The organism is Xenorhabdus bakwenae (genome assembly GCF_030272115.1).
GTDB lineage: Bacteria > Pseudomonadota > Gammaproteobacteria > Enterobacterales > Enterobacteriaceae > Xenorhabdus > Xenorhabdus bakwenae.
Genome location: NZ_CP119194.1, coordinates 2581460 through 2601245 on the forward strand (window position 1 = coordinate 2581460; position 19786 = coordinate 2601245).

Annotated in this window: 20 protein-coding genes and 1 pseudogene; 15 read left to right on the plus strand and 6 right to left on the minus strand. The window is 43.8% G+C overall.

Annotated elements, in window-relative coordinates; all coding sequences use genetic code 11:
* Window positions 1–12: 12 nt before the first annotated feature.
* Window positions 13–246, minus strand: coding sequence for a carboxymuconolactone decarboxylase family protein (locus tag PXH59_RS13040; RefSeq protein WP_285808717.1), 234 nt, complete (start codon window positions 244–246; stop codon window positions 13–15).
* 77 nt (window positions 247–323) lie between these two features.
* On the opposite strand from PXH59_RS13040, the gene PXH59_RS13045 reads away from it, so the two are divergent.
* Window positions 324–647, plus strand: a complete 324-nt coding sequence (locus tag PXH59_RS13045; protein WP_047769920.1) for an IS630 transposase-related protein — start codon at window positions 324–326, stop codon at window positions 645–647.
* The gene (locus tag PXH59_RS13050; protein ID WP_235428344.1) at window positions 628–1161 is read left to right on the plus strand and encodes an IS630 family transposase; all 534 of its coding nucleotides are present in this window, start codon (window positions 628–630) and stop codon (window positions 1159–1161) included. The genes PXH59_RS13045 and PXH59_RS13050 overlap by 20 nt, the downstream gene beginning before the upstream one ends.
* Here the strand turns inward: PXH59_RS13050 and PXH59_RS13055 are convergent.
* From PXH59_RS13055 to PXH59_RS13065, 3 genes are all read right to left on the minus strand, one after another.
* Complete coding sequence (locus PXH59_RS13055; protein ID WP_285808718.1) at window positions 1156–1353, minus strand: carboxymuconolactone decarboxylase family protein; 198 nt, start codon at window positions 1351–1353, stop codon at window positions 1156–1158. The two genes, PXH59_RS13050 and PXH59_RS13055, sit on opposite strands and share 6 nt — an antisense overlap.
* 366 nt (window positions 1354–1719) lie before the next feature.
* Window positions 1720–2709: a D-cysteine desulfhydrase gene (locus PXH59_RS13060; protein ID WP_285808719.1), complete on the minus strand. Its 990-nt coding sequence runs from the start codon at window positions 2707–2709 to the stop codon at window positions 1720–1722.
* A gap of 22 nt (window positions 2710–2731) precedes the next feature.
* Window positions 2732–4156, minus strand: a complete 1425-nt coding sequence (locus PXH59_RS13065; RefSeq protein WP_285808720.1) for a Na+/H+ antiporter NhaC family protein — start codon at window positions 4154–4156, stop codon at window positions 2732–2734.
* Between the two features lie 143 nt (window positions 4157–4299).
* Here PXH59_RS13065 and PXH59_RS13070 point away from each other — a divergent pair.
* The 11 genes and pseudogenes from PXH59_RS13070 to PXH59_RS13120 all read left to right on the plus strand — a co-directional run.
* Window positions 4300–4416: pseudogene (locus PXH59_RS13070) on the plus strand (helix-turn-helix domain-containing protein); the annotation flags it as partial.
* Between the two features lie 424 nt (window positions 4417–4840).
* Complete coding sequence (gene potA, locus PXH59_RS13075) at window positions 4841–5956, plus strand: spermidine/putrescine ABC transporter ATP-binding protein PotA (RefSeq protein WP_047769599.1); 1116 nt, start codon at window positions 4841–4843, stop codon at window positions 5954–5956.
* Window positions 5940–6800, plus strand: a complete 861-nt coding sequence (potB, locus tag PXH59_RS13080; protein ID WP_047769597.1) for a spermidine/putrescine ABC transporter permease PotB — start codon at window positions 5940–5942, stop codon at window positions 6798–6800. Before potA ends, potB begins: the two co-directional genes overlap by 17 nt.
* Window positions 6797–7576 carry a spermidine/putrescine ABC transporter permease PotC gene (gene potC / locus PXH59_RS13085; RefSeq protein ID WP_047769595.1) on the plus strand — a complete coding sequence of 260 codons (780 nt, stop codon included), beginning with the start codon at window positions 6797–6799 and terminating at the stop codon, window positions 7574–7576. Before potB ends, potC begins: the two co-directional genes overlap by 4 nt.
* Window positions 7577–7768: 192 nt before the next feature.
* Window positions 7769–8821, plus strand: a complete 1053-nt coding sequence (gene potD / locus PXH59_RS13090; protein ID WP_285811783.1) for a spermidine/putrescine ABC transporter substrate-binding protein PotD — start codon at window positions 7769–7771, stop codon at window positions 8819–8821.
* Window positions 8822–9454: 633 nt separating this feature from the next.
* Window positions 9455–10453, plus strand: a complete 999-nt coding sequence (locus PXH59_RS13095; protein WP_285808721.1) for a 3-oxoacyl-[acyl-carrier-protein] synthase III C-terminal domain-containing protein — start codon at window positions 9455–9457, stop codon at window positions 10451–10453.
* The gene (locus PXH59_RS13100; protein WP_285808722.1) at window positions 10450–11469 is read left to right on the plus strand and encodes an NAD-dependent epimerase/dehydratase family protein; all 1020 of its coding nucleotides are present in this window, start codon (window positions 10450–10452) and stop codon (window positions 11467–11469) included. The genes PXH59_RS13095 and PXH59_RS13100 overlap by 4 nt, the downstream gene beginning before the upstream one ends.
* Window positions 11462–12268 (plus strand): MBL fold metallo-hydrolase, encoded by an 807-nt coding sequence (locus PXH59_RS13105; RefSeq protein WP_285808723.1) that lies wholly within the window; start codon window positions 11462–11464, stop codon window positions 12266–12268. Before PXH59_RS13100 ends, PXH59_RS13105 begins: the two co-directional genes overlap by 8 nt.
* Complete coding sequence (locus tag PXH59_RS13110) at window positions 12265–13557, plus strand: F390 synthetase-related protein (protein ID WP_047769588.1); 1293 nt, start codon at window positions 12265–12267, stop codon at window positions 13555–13557. The genes PXH59_RS13105 and PXH59_RS13110 overlap by 4 nt, the downstream gene beginning before the upstream one ends.
* Window positions 13558–14088: 531 nt before the next feature.
* Window positions 14089–15438 carry an inverse autotransporter beta domain-containing protein gene (locus PXH59_RS13115; protein WP_285808724.1) on the plus strand — a complete coding sequence of 450 codons (1350 nt, stop codon included), beginning with the start codon at window positions 14089–14091 and terminating at the stop codon, window positions 15436–15438.
* A complete protein-coding gene (locus tag PXH59_RS13120; RefSeq protein WP_285808725.1) occupies window positions 15374–17137 on the plus strand; it encodes an Ig-like domain-containing protein in 1764 nt (587 codons plus the stop codon). The genes PXH59_RS13115 and PXH59_RS13120 overlap by 65 nt, the downstream gene beginning before the upstream one ends.
* A gap of 155 nt (window positions 17138–17292) precedes the next feature.
* Here the strand turns inward: PXH59_RS13120 and PXH59_RS13125 are convergent, their stop codons facing one another.
* Window positions 17293–17478, minus strand: a complete 186-nt coding sequence (locus PXH59_RS13125; RefSeq protein WP_434223382.1) for a PLP-dependent transferase — start codon at window positions 17476–17478, stop codon at window positions 17293–17295.
* 28 nt (window positions 17479–17506) lie between these two features.
* On the opposite strand from PXH59_RS13125, the gene PXH59_RS13130 reads away from it, so the two are divergent.
* A complete protein-coding gene (locus PXH59_RS13130; RefSeq protein ID WP_047769586.1) occupies window positions 17507–17857 on the plus strand; it encodes a type II toxin-antitoxin system RelE/ParE family toxin in 351 nt (116 codons plus the stop codon).
* Window positions 17858–17863: 6 nt separating this feature from the next.
* The gene (gene proR, locus PXH59_RS13135) at window positions 17864–18166 is read left to right on the plus strand and encodes a transcriptional regulator ProR (protein WP_047769584.1); all 303 of its coding nucleotides are present in this window, start codon (window positions 17864–17866) and stop codon (window positions 18164–18166) included.
* Window positions 18167–18251: 85 nt separating this feature from the next.
* Here the strand turns inward: proR and PXH59_RS13140 are convergent, their stop codons facing one another.
* A complete protein-coding gene (locus PXH59_RS13140; RefSeq protein ID WP_285808726.1) occupies window positions 18252–19532 on the minus strand; it encodes a bifunctional O-acetylhomoserine aminocarboxypropyltransferase/cysteine synthase in 1281 nt (426 codons plus the stop codon).
* Window positions 19533–19786 lie beyond the last annotated feature (254 nt).

A 19786-nucleotide genomic window follows, 5' to 3' on the forward strand; every position in this document is an offset into this window, starting at 1 on the left:
ATAATGATGTGATTATTCGTTTCGGTCCCCTAAACTGACCGCCATTCTGTTAAGGGCACTCATTAAGGCGATCGTTGCTGTCAGGTCAACAATCTCTTTTTCGGTGAAAACAGCATCCAGGCGTTCTTTAATCTTATCCAAGATACTTTGTCTGGGATTTGTTGTTAAGGCTTCGCACCATTCTAATGCCAGTTTTTCTTTCGGGCTGTAGATATTGGAATTGAACCATGCAGGTAATTTATCCAATTTTACTTGTTCTATATAGCTAAATCATACCAATATGGCATAATATCCCAATCCAATATGACAAGGCATAAAGTGAAATGGGTTACAGTCTAGATTTTCGAAAAAGAGTCCTGGCATACAAAGATAAACATTCGTTGACTTTCGAGCAAACGAGTGTCCATTTTGAGATTTCTATTCGTACCCTGTTCCGGTGGAGCCATAAAATAGAACCTTGCATGACGCGTGATAAGCCTCCCATGAAAATCCCTGATGAGGTGCTTATCGCGGATATCCAAAAATTTCCCGACGATTATCAGTGGGAAAGAGCAAAACGTTTAGGTGTCTCGCAGTCGGCTATTCATTACGCCTTGAAACGACTTCGGCTCACGCATAAAAAAAACGCTGGAACACCCTCGCGCTGACCCTCAGGCTCGTCAAGCGTTTGTCGAGCGGATCAATGGCTATGAACAGGCAGGCAAACCGATAGTTTACTTAGATGAAAGTGGTTTTGCTCAATCCATGCCACGTACACATGGGTATGCTGAAAAAGGACAGCGCTGTTTTGGTACACACGACTGGCAGGCGAAAGGCCGTATTAACGTGATTGGGGCCATTCTCAACAATCGCTTCGTCACCTTAAGTTTGTTTACCGGGAGCATTAATGCGGATGTCTTTCATGCATGGATAACGCAAGATTTATTGCCAAAACTCCCGCACGGTGCAGTGATAGTCATGGATAATGCGTCTTTCCACAAAAGAAATGACACGAGACAAGCGATAGTGGATAGCGAATGTCAACTGGAATGGCTTCCTGCTTATAGCCCTGATTTGAATCCGATAGAACACAAATGGGGTGGAGCAAAAGCAATAAGAAGACAAAAAAGATGTTCAGTTGATGAGCTGTTTACAGAGCATATTGAATATGCCATGTTATGATGATTTTGCTATACCATGATCTTTGCGGATTGCTTCGGCATGAAGATGGCAACAATAGGCACAACCATTAATTTGAGATACCCGTGTTTCCACCAGCAGAATAAGTGTTTGATCCAGTTCAGAGGCATGGATTTCTTCATAGCTTTTATATAATGGGTTAATAATCCTGGGTGAAACTTTTGCATAATTCATTCTTATCTCTCAGATATTTTGTTTGCAACATTTTCATTTAACAATAAATGAGGCGAAATCTGCGGTCAAATCAGTATTTGGAAATATTTCCCGACATTCTGCTCTGGTGCCCATAAATTTCAGTCCATGTTGCGGCTCTTTTTTATAAACAACGCTATATACCAATCCAACTTCAATATAAGGCCTCGCGTCGTCTTACGGATTGCAACTTGAAATTTATCGCGTATAGAAAGATAGCCAATTTAACCTGAAAAAAAATCACCAAGATTAGATGAGAATAAAATCAGTGATTTTGCTAAGTGTGAGCCAAAAAATCTCACTAAACTGGAAAAAACAGCTAAAAAGAGAGCTGTTTTTTCTGTAAAATTAGATTGCGCTTATCGAAGAATAAGAAAACAATGCAGGAGCACCACCAGTATGAACAAAAAGCAATGGTTTCTGACTTTCGATGGTGTTATTCAGTACATTATCAATTAATCCCGCCATCGCTTTTCCGGTATAGACGGGATCTAATAAAATACCCTCTTTTTGTGCCAGTAGCGTAATGGCGTCTAATCCTGGTTTATTTGGCATGCCATACATGGGAGCGAAATAATTATCCCACAAAAGAATATCTGGGCAGGTTGTTTGGCCTAAGAGCGCACTGATCTCTTGCTGCAATTGACTCACTTTTGGCGCTTGCTCGGCGGTAACACGCGAGACGGTAACGCCAATAACCGGTGTCTGCGGTAGTACAGAATGTAACCCGACAGCCAACCCTGCATGTGTACCCGCGCTTCCAGAGGCGACAATCACGGCAGCAAACTCCACCTCTTTCGGGCGCTGCTCGGCTATTTCTAATGCACAACGCACATAACCCAATGAACCCAGAGCATTGGAACCCCCGACAGGCACAATATAGGCATCTTCGAGATTGAGTTGATCAACCAATTCTTCCATTTGCCTGTTTGGATCGGTCAATTCATCACACATGACGCATTGGGGATTGAATAATTCCGTCAGTAATTTATTACCATTATTGAGAAAATTACTGTCCTGATTTTGAATGGGATTTTCTAATAAAGCGACGCATTTTAGACCATATTTTGCCGCCATAGCGGCTGTTTGCCGGACGTGATTTGATTGAATTGCGCCAGCGGTAACAATAACTTTAGCCTTTTTTTGTAATGCGTCAGCAATAAGATACTCCAGTTTACGTAATTTATTCCCACCCATTGCCAAAGGCGTTAAATCATCTCTCTTAATATAAATATCGCGTCCTAAGTAGTGGGATAAATTTTCCAATTTATCCATCATAGTGGCCGTTTTAAGTAAATCAATCCGGGCAAATTTTGCCAAATTTTCTGTTAAAGACATATTATCCTCAGCGGATGGTAAATTAATAAGTAAGGCCTAAATAGAAATAGATAGCGAGGGTGAAACTTGCAGTAACCAACGCGTATGGCATTTGAGTCCGAATATGTTCAATATGGTCACAATCTGTTGCCATTGATGCAACGATAGCATCGCTGGAAATTGGCGATGTCATATCACCAAAAATGGAACCCGCAATTGCGGCACCGATCATATATTCAGGAGGCATACCCACTGAAATGCCTAGCTGTACCCCAATGGGGATCATCATTGCGAATGTCCCCCATGAGGTGCCTGTTGCTAATGACATGATGGAACTAATCAGGAAAATAAAGCCGATGGAAAAACCCGCCGGAATGATGCCAGACGTTATTTGTGCAATATACGCACCGGTATTTAAATCAGCGGAAACGTTACCCATTAAGAATGCCAATACCATGACAGAGCTTATTTTTATCATGCTGGCATAACCAATATAAAGCTCTTTAAAAAAGCTTTCGATGGTTAAAACACGGCGTAATAAGTACCAGAAAAAAGAGATCGTGGTTCCAAATATAACACTCCAATAGATAGAGGTTGAACCGCTGCCCTTACTAAAATCACCATCACCTGTGATATAGAGAGCAACAGGGAGCATTAATACCGTCGATAAAATAGGAATAAAAAAGTTTAATGAAGTATGGCTGTTAGGGTGTTCAATAACATCTTCACTATCTTCATTGTGTTTATCTTCAATATCACTATTTAAATGGTCATATAAGGCCCGCATTTCTGCGGTTTTCATTGGTCCCCAGGAAACATTAGAGAAAATATAAAATAAGACAGAAGCCAGAGATAACCAAGCCATAATATTATAAACCATAGAGCCAGCCAGGATATCGAATGGCTCCCCGCTGATTAACCCTCTGGAAATCTGTACACCGATGACGCCCATCATTGCGGCACCCCAACCGTTAATCATGGCAGAAGAACAGACAGAAACACAGGATGTCTGGATAATGTAAGACATTTTTTCTGGTGGGATACCGTAGTTTTTAGCTAATTTCTTGGTTGATGCTCCAGCAATTAATTGGTTAATTGAGCTTTCAATAAAAATTAATGATGTAATGATCATTGCTAAGAACTGAACAGATTTTTTATTTTTAATAAGTTGTGTTTTGTTCGTAAGTAAACGAACTAAAGATCGCACGCCGCCTGTAACAACCACAAGCCGCATTATGCCACCAATCATCAACATAAAAATAATGGTTTTTGTATTGCCTGAGGAGGAAAAGGTATCAATAATACCTTCACTAGTCCCTTGTATACCTAAAATAATATTATGGTCATTAATGACAGTAAAACCCACTAATATACCGAGTAGTAGTGATAAAATAACCTGGCGTGTAAATATAGCTAAAATAATTGTGACAACAGGGGTAATGATGGTCCAAATACCGTAATCATTCATTTTTTACTCACCTTATTTTCTTGTTATTTTTTATATTAAGCCTGAATCCATATAATAACTGCAATGCTCGAAAGAAAATTAGGACAAGGAATTCGTTACCGATAAAATCTTCATTTTTCCGACCAAAGACGAGTGTGAGAAACGTGTATTATCAGCAGCTAACTGAAGGTCAAAGATACCAGATTGAGATTCTTTTTAAAGCAAAATTCAGTCTCCCTGAAATTGCCCCGCGAATGGGGGTTCATGAGTCCACGCTAAGTTAACCTATTATAAGTTAACCTATTAAGTGTAAGCAGTGTTGGTAAAACCCGCTGGAAGGGCGGGAAATGTAAAGCTGGCCGTAGCCTGATCCCGAATCGGGAGGATACCTGCCTGAATTCATTGGAAAACAAAAGTATTTTTTTGTTTCAAAAATATCCGATATGAAACTATTTCCATCTGGTACAATTCGGTGCAAAATAAGACACGCGATGACCATTCATAAAATAGTCATAAAAAATGACATATTGTTATTGTTTCGGCTTTCAATTTGGGCGTACTGCGTTTATGATGCGCGCTTCGTAATTTCAACCGGCGCCACTGGCTTTGAGCTTTAGCGGAGAAATGATGCTTTCTGCTAGCTAACACAGTCTTTTCCCGTGGCGGTTCTATCTGCATTATTCCAAGGGATAGATGATAGCATAAATGACTGAGAACACCTCTCTGACACCACTCGTTGAACTGAAAGCCTTGAGTAAGGGCTTCGACGGTAAACAAGTTATTTCACAGCTCGATCTGACAATCAATGATGGCGAGTTCTTGACCATTCTTGGGCCATCCGGTTGTGGCAAAACTACAGTACTCCGCCTGATTGCCGGGCTGGAAGATGCAGACAGCGGCAAAATTTTACTGGAAGGGCAGGATATTACTGATATTCCCGCCGAGCACCGTCACGTTAATACGGTTTTCCAAAGTTATGCCCTGTTCCCCCACATGACCGTATTTGAAAATGTCGCTTTTGGACTTCGGATGCAGAAAACACCGGAAAAAGAGATTGCTCCGCGTGTTGAGGAAGCACTGCGCATGGTACAGCTTGAAGAGTTTGCCCAGCGTAAACCTGTCCAGCTTTCCGGCGGCCAACAGCAACGTGTGGCGATTGCCCGTGCGGTTGTCAATAAACCGAAAGTCTTGCTGCTGGATGAATCACTCTCCGCGCTCGATTACAAGTTGCGCAAGCAGATGCAAAATGAGCTAAAGGCGCTCCAGCGTAAGCTCGGCATCACCTTTATCTTCGTGACCCACGATCAGGAAGAAGCTCTGGTCATGTCAGACCGCATCGTGGTTATGCGGAACGGTCGCATTGAACAGGATGGCTCTCCGCGTGAGATTTATGAAGAGCCGAAAAACCTGTTTGTTGCCCGCTTTATCGGCGAAATCAATATCTTTGATGCTGAAGTGCTGCATCGTATTGATGATCAACGGATACGCGCCAATGTCGAAGGCCATGAATGTGATATTTTCACCTCGCTGCCAGTGACGGTGGGGCAAACGTTGAAAGTCTTGCTGCGCCCGGAAGACCTGCGCGTGGAAGAGATCAACAACGGTGAGCAGGTATCGGGGCTGATTGGTTATGTCCGTGAGCGTAACTACAAGGGCATGACGCTGGATTCCGTGGTCGAAATGGAAAATGGCAAGATGGTCATGGTCAGTGAATTCTTCAACGAAGATGATCCGGACGTTGACCATTCCCTGAACCAGAAGATTGCCGTCACTTGGGTAGAAAGCTGGGAGGTTGTGCTGGTCGATGAAGAAGACGCGTAAACTATTCCAGAATATCGTCATTACGGGCATCGTATCCTGGCTGATGCTATTCGTCTTTTTGCCGAACCTGATGATCATCGGAACCAGCTTCCTGACCCGTGATGATGCCAATTTAGTGCAGATGGTATTCTCGCTGGATAACTATAGCCGATTGTTTGATCCGCTGTATGCCGAGGTGCTGCTGCATTCGCTGAATATGGCGATTATAGCGACGTTGTGCTGTCTGGTGATTGGCTATCCGTTCGCTTTTTTCCTGACTCGTATGCCAAAGAAACAGCGTTCGCTGATGCTATTCCTGTTGATCGTGCCGTTCTGGACGAACTCGTTAATCCGTATTTATGGCTTGAAGATGTTTCTCAGTACCCGTGGGTATTTGAATGATTTTCTGCTGTGGATAGGCATTACCGATAAACCTTTTCGCATCATGTATACCCCCGAAGCGGTTGTGCTGGGGCTGGTCTACATCTTGTTGCCGTTTATGGTGATGCCGCTCTATTCCAGCATTGAAAAGCTGGATAAACCTTGTCTGGAAGCGGCACGCGATTTGGGTGCGGGGAAATTGCAGACCTTTATCCGCATCATTGTGCCATTGACCATGCCGGGCATTATCGCCGGTTGTTTGCTGGTATTGCTGCCCGCGATGGGGCTGTTCTACGTAGCTGATTTGATGGGTGGGGCGAAGAACCTGCTGATCGGTAATGTGATTAAGAGCCAATTCCTCAATATCCGCGACTGGCCGTTTGGGGCGGCGACCAGCATCTGTTTGACGCTGGTCATGGGATTGATGTTACTGGTTTATTATCGTGCGGCTAAGTTGCTGAACAAGAAGGTGGAACTGGAATGATCGGACGCCTGTTGCGCGGTGGCTTCATGACCATCGTTTACGCTTACCTGTATATCCCGATGATTATTCTGCTGGTCAGCTCGTTTAACCAATCACGCTTTGGCATTAGCTGGCAGGGTTTTACCACTGAATGGTATAGCCTGCTGTTCGCTAATGACAGTCTGGTTCAAGCGGCAGGCCATTCCCTGACGATGGCGGTAACGTCCGCCACGTTTGCCACCTTAATAGGCTCCCTGACGGCGGTCGCTCTGTATCGTTACTCATTCCGAGGCAAAAAGTTTGTTGGCGGTATGCTGTTCGTCGTGATGATGTCGCCGGATATCGTGATGGCAATCTCTTTGTTGGTACTGTTTATGCTGCTCGGCGTTTCACTGGGATTCTGGTCACTGCTGTTTTCGCATATCACCTTCTGCTTGCCGTTTGTGGTGATAACGGTTTACTCCCGCCTGAAAGACTTTGACGTCAAGATGCTGGAAGCGGCGCGTGATTTGGGCGCGGGTGAATTGACTATTCTGCGAAAAATCATCCTGCCGCTGGCGATGCCGGCGGTGATGGCGGGTTGGCTGCTGAGCTTTACCTTATCGATGGATGATGTGGTTGTTTCCTCATTCGTGACAGGGCCAAGCTATGAGATTTTGCCACTTAAGATCTATTCAATGGTAAAAGTGGGAATTTCGCCGGAAGTGAACGCATTAGCAACGATTTTGTTACTTATGTCGTTGGTTTTGGTGCTGATTAGCCAATTTGTGATGCGTGATCGCACAGGGAAATCTTAATCTTCTTTTAAGCGTGGTTGCGGATTGGCCACGCTTTTCTTTCATATTACACCGTTTCAGCAAGAAATAAGTTGCTTTACCCCATTAAATGTCACTTTTATAATAGCCCCCTTTTCGGGGATAGGTTCACACCGAACCTATATATGATACTAACGCACCAACTGCGAGGGAAAACACGACATGAAAAACAACATGAAAAAGTGGTTTTGTCTGTTAGCCGCTGGGATGATGGCATTAAGCATTGGTTCGGCGAATGCCGCTGCCGCTGATGATGGCAAAACGCTGTATTTCTACAACTGGACTGAATATGTTCCGCCTGGTTTACTCAACCAGTTCACCAAAGAGACTGGGATTAAGGTGATTTATTCCACCTATGAATCCAATGAGAGCATGTACACCAAGCTGAAAACTTATAAAGACGGCGCTTATGATTTAGTGGTTCCATCCACTTACTTTATCTCAAAGATGAGTAAAGAAGGGATGTTGCGAAAAATCGATACCCGTAAATTGAGCAACTTCCATAACCTTGATCCTAACCTGCTCCATAAGTCTTTTGACCCGAATAACGATTACTCTGTCCCTTATATTTGGGGGGCAACGGCGATTGGCGTCAATGGCGATAATATTGATCCCAAATCTCTCTCTTCCTGGGCTGATCTTTGGAAACCAGAGTACAAAAACAGTTTAGTACTGACTGACGATGCGCGTGAAGTTTTCCAGATGGCGTTGCTGAAATTGGGCTATTCCGGTAATACCTCTGATCCGAAAGAGATTGAAGCGGCTTATCAGGAACTGAGAAAACTGATGCCAAATGTACTGGCATTTAATTCTGATAACCCTGCCAACCCATTTATGGAAGGCGCAGCGGATATCGGTATGATGTGGAACGGCTCTGCTTATGTTGCGCGTCAGGCTGGCACACCGGTTGAGATTATTTGGCCGAAAGAGGGCGGGATTTTCTGGATGGACAGTTTGGCTATTCCAGCGAATGCTAAAAATGTCGATGGCGCGATGAAATTGATCAATTTCTTGTTGCGCCCGGAAATTGCGGCACAGGTTGCCGAGAAAATTGGCTACCCAACCCCGAATCTGGAGGCGAGAAAATTACTGCCGAAATCGATGACAGAAGATAAATCGCTGTATCCAGATGCCGCCGAGATCAAAAAAGGCGAATGGCAGAGTGATGTTGGTAATACCAATATCCTGTACGAAGAGTACTTTCAAAAACTGAAAGCCAGCCAGTGATCTGACATCACCTTGAATGATGGGGGAGCTTTGGCTCCCCTTTTTAATCTACTTGAAGTCTGTACGCGATAAACGTCAAGTTGCAATCCGCAAGACGACGCGAGGCCTTATATTTCACTGCTGCGCGGGGAAATATAACACGCATCCTGAAGTTGGATTGGTATATTAGTGGATTACTATTTTTTTGTTTTAAGATAAATTAAGAAGATTAAATTAATACTTATTTGGAACTCTCAAGACTTCTATCTTTATATAATTAACCAATGAAATAAAAACCAAAGGCAATTATTTCTATTAATTAAATAAAGTTGATTTATTTGTCAATTAACATTGATTTTTGTTTTACATAGAAGCAACAAATATCATAATTAAATATCATCATTAAATCTCATAACATGCTTTCTTCATTAAAAAAAGTTCATCATATTGAAATGATGAACTGAAAAAACTTTCTATTTTTCATATGGCTGCATTTAATATTTCAATTTAATAATATGATGTATCATAAATATATACTTCCTGTTTAATCAGCTATCTGATAAATATTTATTTATTCTCTCCCTAATCAGAATTAACTTCATATTCTGACAATAAAATTAAACAAAAAATTAACATCTGGAAGTAATAAAAAAAATGAAAAGTTCAAATGAATTGATCCCATTAAAGATCATTGCGTCTGGTATTGCTTTACCAGAAAAAAAAGTGTACTCATCCGATTTAGATTTGAAACTCAATAAACCAAAGGGTTTTGTCGAAAAACATTCTGGAATAGAGTATCGTTATCATTCTGATTATGCAGCATCACCGGCTAAATTAGCCTCAGATGCATTGCATAATACGTTAGAAACACATCAAATCTCGCCAGATTCCATTGATTTGCTGATTTCAGCTTCTGCTATCCCGATTCAAGCCTTACCTTATTCCGCCGCACATATTTTAAAAGAGAGTCGATTAAAGGCAGGAACGGCCTGTTTTGATATTAATGCTAGCTGTGTGAGTTTTATCTCTGCGCTGAGTGTGGCGGGTGGATTATTGTCAACCCGGCAGTATCGGCGGATTGCCATTGTCTGCTCAGAAATGGCTTCCCGTGGCATTGACTGGTCACATCAGGAGTCCTCGCTGATTTTTGGTGATGGGGCGGCGTGTATGATCGTCGAAAGAGGGGATGGGCAAAGCGGGATTGTTACCTACAAACATGAAACCTACCCGGAAGGCCTTGAATTATGTGAGATCCGGGCGGGTGGAACCCGTAAAAATCTGCGTACCGGCATGGAAGATAGCGATTTTCTGTTCCAGATGCAGGGTAAGCCACTGTTTAAACTGACTGCCTCATTGATTGAAGAATTTACTGTACGTGTATTAGACAGTGCCAATCTTGCCATGTCCGATATTGATACCGTGATACCGCATCAGGCAAGCCATTTGGGATTGAAGCATATTCTCAAGCGACTGAATATCAAAAATGAGAGATTTGTGAATATCTATCGTTATCGCGGTAATCAGGTTGCGGCATCCATTCCAAGTGCGCTGCATGAAGCCGTTATGACAAATCGCTATTATGGCCGTGATTATGTGATGTTGCTTGGTACCGCGGCCGGGCTTTCATTAAGTGAGATGATCCTGATACCATGAAAATTCTTGTAACTGGCGCAACCAGTGGTTTAGGTCGTAATGCCGTTGATTACCTGTTATCCCGGGGAGAAACGGTGGTGGCAACCGGGCGTGACCCGCAGGCGGGAGCATTCTTGACTCAATTGGGCGCGGAGTTTCGTCGTGCTGAACTGGCGACGTTAACGGAGGATGACGCCCTCGCATTGATGTCAGATTGTGATGCCGTCTGGCATTGTGCCGCCAAATCCTCTCCCTGGGGTGATCCTGATGAGTTTGAACGTATCAACGTGGCGGCGACCTATACGTTAGCACAGGCAGCCGGAATAGGTGGTATCCGGCGCTTTATCCATATTTCTACTCCAGCCGTGTATTTTAATTTTTCCCACCAACAGCATGTTACCGAAAATCAGCGCAGCCAGTATTTTGCCAATGATTACGCCCGGACTAAGTTTCTGGCGGAAGAGAGCATACGCCAATTGTTTCCCCGCTATCCTGACACAACTTACATTATCCTGCGTCCCCGTGGATTATTTGGCCCGCATGACAGGGTATTGTTACCGCGTCTGATGGCTCAGGTTAAGGCCAGTAAAGGCGTGGTGGCTTTACCGGCCGGGGGAAGGAATGCGCTGGATCTCACTTACGTTATGAATGTTGTCCATGCTATGTCGTTGGCAACCCAGCGCGAAAGCGTACAAAGCGGGGCGATATATAACATTACCAATCAGCAGCCACAGCCATTGGCAAAAACGCTGGGGCAGTTATTTGATGAGATGCAGTTTAGTTACCGGATCAAATCATTGCCTTATCCACTTTTGTATGCCGTTGCGGCAATTTTGGAAAGCATTGCCATGTTCACCCGAAAAGAGCCGTTGCTGACGCGTTATGGTATTGGCGCGGTTTATTACGCCATGACACTGGATAATTCAAAGGCGCAGGAAGAGCTGGGTTATTCGCCGATTTATACCATGGAGGAAGGCATTCATTTAACGGCCAATTGGCTAAAACAGGCAGACCTGCAAACGGGTTCACATGGTTAAAATACGTATTTTTGAAGTGGGATATTGCACTCATTCCGGTTGCATGGCACTGAAAGGTGCCAGTCTTCGCGTATGCAAATTTCCAGCCCGTGCGTGGTTGCTGGCGTGTCATGATAAGCGTTGGCTACTTGATACCGGATACGCCAATCATTTTTACGATCATACCCGCAATGGGATTATTCGGTTATATCGCACGGTCACGCCGGTTTACTTTGACAGCAAAGACGCACTGGTGATGCAGCTCAAGGAAAAAGGTATTCAGGCTCGTGATATTGATGGCGTCATCATTTCTCACTTTCATGGTGATCATATTGCCGGATTACGGGATTTCCCGCAGTCTAAATTTATCTGTTCTGGGGAAGGTTGGCGGCAAACCCGTCATTTACGTGGGATCACCGCACTACGAAAAGCGTTTGTGCGGGGGTTAGTCCCGGAAGATTTCGAATCCAGAGTCCGTTTTTATGAAGGATTTGAAACCCGCTCATTGCCGGAAGAATTAGCGGTATTGGGAGAAGGTTATGCCGTGCCAGGAAGTCAGAAACAGATCCTGATTGTTCCGCTGCCCGGTCATGCGGCCGGGCATCTTGGCCTTTGTGTATTGACTGAACAGGGTTGGGTATTGCTGGCGGGAGATGCTGCCTGGTCACCGACGAATTACCGTGAACTGCGCGGGCCTGCAAAGCTGGCGAATCTTATTATGGATGACAGCCGGGCTTATTACGAAACACTGAATAAGTTGCATCAAATTGACCAAAAACAGATCCCTATCCAGCTATGTCATAAGGGAGATTTGGAATGATATTGAAAACGCTTTGCTACTATTGGCGAGCCAAAAAACGGTGGAAATTTGCCAACCGACAGCAGCTCGAGCAGCATCAATTGAGAGAACTGGCGAGATTTAAGCATAGGGTTCTGGCGAAAAGCCCTTATTTTTCCTCATACGCTGATTTACCGTTAGTGGAATATCCGCTGATGAATAAAGCCATCATGATGGAAAATTTCGACCAGATGAATACAGCAGGTCTCAGGCGTGACGAGCTTTTGGCATGTGCGCGGTTGAGCGAACAGTCACGAGATTTCAAGCCAACAGTCGGCAAATTCAGCGTTGGCCTGTCATCAGGGACATCAGGGCAGCGGGGTATTTTTGTTGCCAGCCCGAAAGAGCGGAGCATTTGGGCAGGAATGATGCTTGCTAAGATGCTGCCAAATGGCTTATTTCACGGTGAACGGGTTGCGCTGTTTTTACGGGCGGGAAACACGCTCTACGATAGTGTCCAGAATCGTTGGATATCCTTCCGTTTTTTTGATTTGTTCGCTGACTTTAATCAGCAGGTGCAAGCGTTAGTAGAGTACAGGCCGACGATTATTGTGGCACCGGCTCAAGTATTGCGGGCGCTGGCATTGAAGATCCAGCAAGGTGAAGCCTCGTTGCCGCCGGTTAAAGTGATCTCGGTGGCAGAAGTGCTTGAGCCGCAAGATCGCCAACTGTTGCAGGCCGTATTCAGGGAGGTGGGAGAAATTTATCAGGCAACGGAAGGTTTTCTGGCGTGTACCTGCTCGCATGGGACGCTGCATCTTAATGAAGATTTTCTGCATATTGAGCCAAAATGGATAGATGAATCGCGTTTTAATCCAATTATTACCGATTTTACCCGAGAAACTCAGCCCATTGTGCGTTATCAGCTTGATGATATTTTGGTCGTGAAGAAAACCCCGTGTGCTTGTGGCAATCCGGCATTGGCGATAGAGCGTATAGAGGGGCGCAATGATGATCAGTTGATTTTACCTGCGCTTAATGGGGAAATGGTGAGTATTTTTGCTGATCCCTGTTCGCGGATCATCGCTAATACTTTGCCGCTAACGAGTGATTATCGGCTAACTCAGACTGAGTTGTTGCTGACATTGGAAGGGAATTGTGCCATTGAAGTACTCGGACAATGCCAGTCAGCGCTGTCAGACTATTTTGTCAAACAGGGGGTTGATATCGATAAAATTGAGTGGCAGTGCGTATCGCAGACGATCCTGCCGGATCTGTTTAATAAGCGCCGCCGGATTATCAGGAGGAAGGGAGAGTCCGGGGGAAGATAGCTTGGTTTAAGCGAGCGACATTGTGGGGACTTGCCATCAAATAGGCGATTTCATGTCTGATAGACAGCAGACGGATGAACCGTTCAGGGAAAAATTTTGATGTTTAAAGCCTGACCGGAATGAAATCTACAACCCTTACTTTTCAAGTTACAGTGTTATTATCTGTAACTTGAAATTTATCATCAAATAAATTTTTCTCGAAAAATAAATATAAAAAACACACCATTACCCTCCTGTTTTATTGAATAGTAAGCCTGATTTTTTACGCTAATTCTCACTTCATGTCATCATCTGATATTCAAAATAAAAAGCGATAACTTTTTATTATCAAGTCATAAAAAATTGTCATTAAGCAGATTGGCAATAAATCACCTAATGTATCTTAAGTGCACAAAAATATTAATTTTTTATTCTTATCGCGTGTTAGGACATCAAATATTCAACGAGGTACTATATATGGACTCATATATGAGTAAGAAGTTCATTCGGTCTTTTCTATATATAGGTTCTGTGTTTTTACCATTTATATCAATGAATACACTTGCTATAGGTGAAAAAAGCATTGACCAGCAAACTCAGAAAGTGGCAACTGAAAACCAGTTAAATCACAGGGGAGATGAAACAGAAAATTTAATTGCGCAAAATATTCAGACGGTCAGCAGGGTACTGTCGTCTTCACCTTCCGAACTTACTGAACAAGCGAAATCCTACGCGTTAGGCAGAATTAATGGGGCAATATCCGGCGAGACACAGAAATGGTTATCGCAGTTTGGTACAGCCAAAATTAACTTTGGCTTAGACAGAAAAGGCAAACTGGATAATGGCTCTCTGGATATGCTGCTGCCGCTTTACGACAATAAAGCCGATTGGTTGGTTTTCTCCCAATTTGGTTATCGTCATAAAGACAGCCGCCATACCCTGAACGTCGGCTTGGGCGGGCGTTATTTTACGCCTCAGTGGATGTATGGGTTGAACACCTTCTTTGACCATGATGTCACTGGTAAAAATCAGCGTATTGGTCTAGGGGCGGAAGCCTGGACAAATTATGTCAAACTCTCTGCCAATTCATACTGGCGTCTGACTAACTGGCGTCAGTCACTGAAAGAACAGGATTGGGAAGAGCGTCCTGCTAACGGTTTTGATCTGCATGGCGAATTCTATTTACCGGCTTACCCGAATCTGGGGGGTAAGTTAGGCTTTGAACAATACTTTGGTGATAACGTTACGCTGTTCAATCGTGACAGCAAACAGAAAAACCCCAGTCTGGGGAGAGTTGGCCTGAATTATACGCCGATTCCGTTGGTGACAATGGGAGTAGATTACAAATATGGCGGCAGCGGGCACAGTGAAACGCTATTTCAGGCCAACCTGAATTATCGCTTTGGTGTACCGCTTGGTGTGCAGTTCTCACCTGAAAATGTTGCTTCCATACGCACACTGGCAGGCAGCCGCTATGACTTAGTGGAAAGGAACAACCATATCGTGCTTGATCACAGGAAGAAACCAGACGAATTGCAACTGTCATTATCACAAAGCGCTATTGTTGGTTATAGCCAGCAAGTATGGCCAACGCCAATACCTGTAACGGCTAATATAAAATCACGTGTCAAGAAAATCCTATTTCAGGCAGATAATGCATTTGTAAAAAATGGCGGCGCTATTTCCAATATTGGCGGTGGTAATGAGATGCTTGCGCTTGTATTACCTAAATATGTTCCTGAGGGACAGAATACGCATACGATCAATATCGTTGCGGAAGGAAATAACGGTAAGTTCAGCAAGCCTGCTATTTTGAATGTGACAGTACAGCCTTTTGTTGTCAGACAATTTAAGACTGAACAATTATCTTCCTCTGCTGCGGGTGCTCAGGGGGGGTTATAATCTACTGGCAACTGTCGCTCATGGTACAGCCGATAAAGACATTATCCGCGATGGCGTGATCCAGGATGCCATCTGGTCTATTGAGCCACAAAGTAAGGATGTGATCCTGAATTGGGAGAACCCCAGCAAAACCAATTCCCAGGGGCAATTGCAGGCAACAGTAGCAACTTCCCAGCCGCTGAAAGATGTGAAAGTTTTCCTGGAAATGCCTGGCATGCCAAAAACCCATATTGGTGATATTGGCTTTAGTGGCCTTATCTCTGACTTTGCGGTTCAATCTGTCAAGCCATTGGCATCAGGGACACTTCTCGCCGGAGATAATGGTTATACCTTTACGGCAGATGTGAAAGATAAGAATGGTATCCCGCTGAAAAATCATAAAGTGGATGTTAAGTGGTATCCTGAACAATTACCGAATGGCATGAAATGGTCGTCAGTGCAAGAGACTACGGATACTAATGGACGCTTGTTTGCTACCTTAACCAGTACCAACCCTGTACAAGGTATTAAAGTAGGGGCATCAATTGATGGTGGGAAAACAAAGGCATACGCTGAAAATCCAGTGACTTTCATCGGTGACATCAAGATTGGCGATCTGGAAATTATACCTGCTAATAAGACGCTCAATAGTGACGGAAAAGAGGCTTATACCTATAAGGCAAAAATCACTGATTCCTCTGGTGTTACTGCCATACCCCATCTGACCTTTGGTCACGATAAAGTGATTTGGAGCGTTGTTAATTCCGACAAGTTTGACCACAACAAGCTGGTAGAGGAAAATAAGCTGGTTTTCGATAATAAAAAGTTAACCACGGATGATCAGGGATATTTAACTGTAACGTTGACCAGTTCTGTTGGTGTTAACAAGGTCAGAGCCAAGTTGGAGATTGTGACGAAAGACGGAAAACGGGAATCGACGGCGAACACTGACGTGACATTTATATCGGTAGATCAGCCTGCGGGATTGTATGTTTACAATAACAATAACACAAGTGTCAGTCGATTCTACCAGAGTCATGAAAATGGACCTCACAACCTTTTCGCATCGTTATACGCGGAGTTACGAGTTGATCCAGGTACGCCTCTTATTACTGATGCAAAGGTTGAAACAGGCGATTATGAGATAGTATCAGGGTTAGCAGCTTCGAATTATACTAAGGATAAGCAAATTCTTAAGCCAGTAATAGATGGTATCAATGGGACTATCGAATTTGCTTTGCAACAAAATACAGCAATGATACCGACAAAGTTCAGGGCCACTATTACTAACAATCAAACAGGAGCAATAAGGACGTACACTTATACAGTGAAGCCATTACGCTATTTTAATGGACTCGCGTATGACACAACAAAATATACCTGTGAAACGTCTTATGAAGCATATAGTAGCCCAGCTAAGTCATCAAGGTTTTCAACAGTTAAGTTGACCGATTTGTGGCCACTGAGCGATCCTAAGTCAGGTCGTAACATTGCAAAAGATGGTACGTCTCTACTGGAAGAGTTTCCCAATATAATGGATTGGAGCATTATAGGTACTGATATCACTCAGCCTAGTAATACTCCTAACCCCATTCCGACGGTATTTAATAACGTGGTTGGTCAATACAAGTTGGTCGGGTTTGATGTTCAAAAACTGACAATTGTTGATAAAGGCAAAGCTGACCCTAATTATGGACTTTGTCTAGCTACATCATACTGAAACTCTTACTAATATTCTTCAGGAAACTAAAGGTAACAAAAACCGATCAGCAGTATAGTAATAAATAAACAGGCTCAGCGTTATTGAGCCTGTTTTATTATTGAATAAGGTATTCTAAACAAAATCTACTGATGCTATCGCTATTAACAATGATCTTACTGCGTCTTTGCTGCCTCCAGCGCTTGCGCGAGGTCGGCAATAATATCATCGCTGTGTTCGATACCGATGGATAAGCGAATTAAATCACGTGAAACGCCTGCTTTTACCATTTCTTCATCATTTAGCATATCATACCGAAACGAGATAAAGATCTTGACCATAGGCTTGCATCTATATAGTATTTAATCTATATCGTGGCGAGGGATAATCATGTGGACCATAGAGACAACGGATACCTTTGATGAGTGGTTCAATGTTCTGGATGACACCGACCGTACCAACGTTCTGGCTTCAATGATGGTGCTTCGGGAGCGAGGCCCGATGTTACCCCGGCCATACGCAGACGCCGTTAGGGGTTCATTCTACAGCAACATGAAAGAGCTGCGGGTTCAAAGTAAAGGCGATCCAATCCGAGCGTTCTTTGCGTTCGATCCTAAACGTAAAGGGATCCTTCTTTGTGCCGGTAACAAGAACGGAAATGAGAAAAGGTTTTACGAAATTATGATTCCGATTGCTGACCGCGAATTCACGGCGCATCTGGAGAAATTGAAGAAGGAGTAGATAATTATGGCAAGAACTCTTGACCAAATACTGGTAAGTGAAAAGCCCGAAGTTGTTGCCAACGCACAAAAAGCAGCGACTGAGATGTTGCTTAACATCCATCTGGCAGAACTTCGTGAACGCATGAATCTGACTCAAGGCGACATTGCTGTGGCCCTCGGCATTAAGCAACCAACTGTCTCCGATATGGAGAAACCTGGCCGCGACTTGAAGTTATCTTCTCTCAAACGTTACGTGGAAGCATCCGGTGGTAAGTTGCGTATCGACGTAGAGTTACCCGACGGCACACACTATGGTTTTGTCGTTTAATCTAAAGCACAGGCTCAAAATTAGAGCCTGTGCTTATTTTTACTACATTTGCAATATTCTGGTATTACCGCTATTAACAATGATCTTACTGCGTCTTTGCTGCCTCCAGTGCTTGCGCGAGGTCGGCAATAATATCATCGCTATGTTCGATACCGATGGATAAGCGAATTAAATCACGTGAAACGCCTGCTTTTACCATTTCTTCATCATTTAGCTGACGATGGGTGGTTGAGGCTGGATGACAGGCCAGCGATTTGGCATCACCAATATTGACCAAACGCACAATAAGTTGCAGAGCATCAATAAAGCGTATACCGGCTTTTTCCCCGCCTTTAATGCCGAAAGACAGAATAGAGGCTGGCTTGCCCCCCATATAGCGGACAGCCAAATTATATTCAGGATGTGCAGGCAATCCTGCATAGTTAACCCAAGATACCTGAGAATGTCTTTCCAGATATTGTGCGATCTTCAGGGCATTTTCAGTATGGCGCTCCATACGCAGTGCCAGGGTTTCCAGCCCCTGTAAAATCAGGAAAGCATTGAACGGTGATAAAGCGGCTCCTGTGCTACGCAGTGGCCCGACACGGCAGCGCGCGATAAAGGCGGCGGCACCAAAATGTTCGGTATAGGTGATGCCGTGATACGAAGGATCCGGGGTGCCTAAAATCGCAAAGCGCTCCTGATGCACAGCCCAGGGAAATTTGCCAGAATCGACAATGATCCCGCCAATAGAAGTACCATGCCCACCAATATATTTGGTCAGAGAATGAATAATAATATCGGCACCCTGTTCAAACGGGCGGCATAAATAGGGGGTTGCGACGGTATTATCGACAATAAGAGGAATGCCGTGCCGATGGGCAATATCTGCCAGCGCCTGAATATCCACGATATTCCCACTTGGGTTGGTGATGGATTCACAATAAACAGCTTTGGTTTTCTGGTCGATCAATGCGTCAACGGCAGCGAGATCGTCATGATCAACAAAACGGGTTTCAATTCCCAGGTTTGGGAAACTGTGCGCCATCAGGTTATAAGTTCCGCCATACAATTTTGCGACAGAGACAATATTATCCCCGACAGTCGCAATGGTTTGTATGGCGTAGGTGATGGCCGCCATACCAGAAGCAACCGCCAGCGCACCGATACCACCTTCCAAAGCGGCGATACGTTTTTCCAATACATCATTGGTTGGGTTCATAATGCGGGAATAAATATTACCTTCCACTTTTAAATCAAACAGATCAGCGCCATGTTGGGAATCATCAAAAGCGTAGGAAGTGGTCTGGTAAATCGGGACAGCAACGGCTTTGGTGGTTGGATCGGGAGAATAACCTGCGTGGATGGATAAAGTTTCTAATTTCATTGTCATTTCCTTTCGTTAGGTAAAGTGCTACTGACATTTAAGACTGACAATTAAAAAGAGTAACGCGTTTTTTCTGTTCTGGTTGATATCAAAAAATAATCCTGAATTAAAAATGGCAATGTAATGAGGCAATATATACCAATCCAACTTCAATATAAGGTCTCGCGTCGTCTTGCGGGTTGCAACCTGAAGTTTATCGAGTATAAACCGCCAATTCATATTACTTAGGTTGATACAAATAAAAATAGTGATTT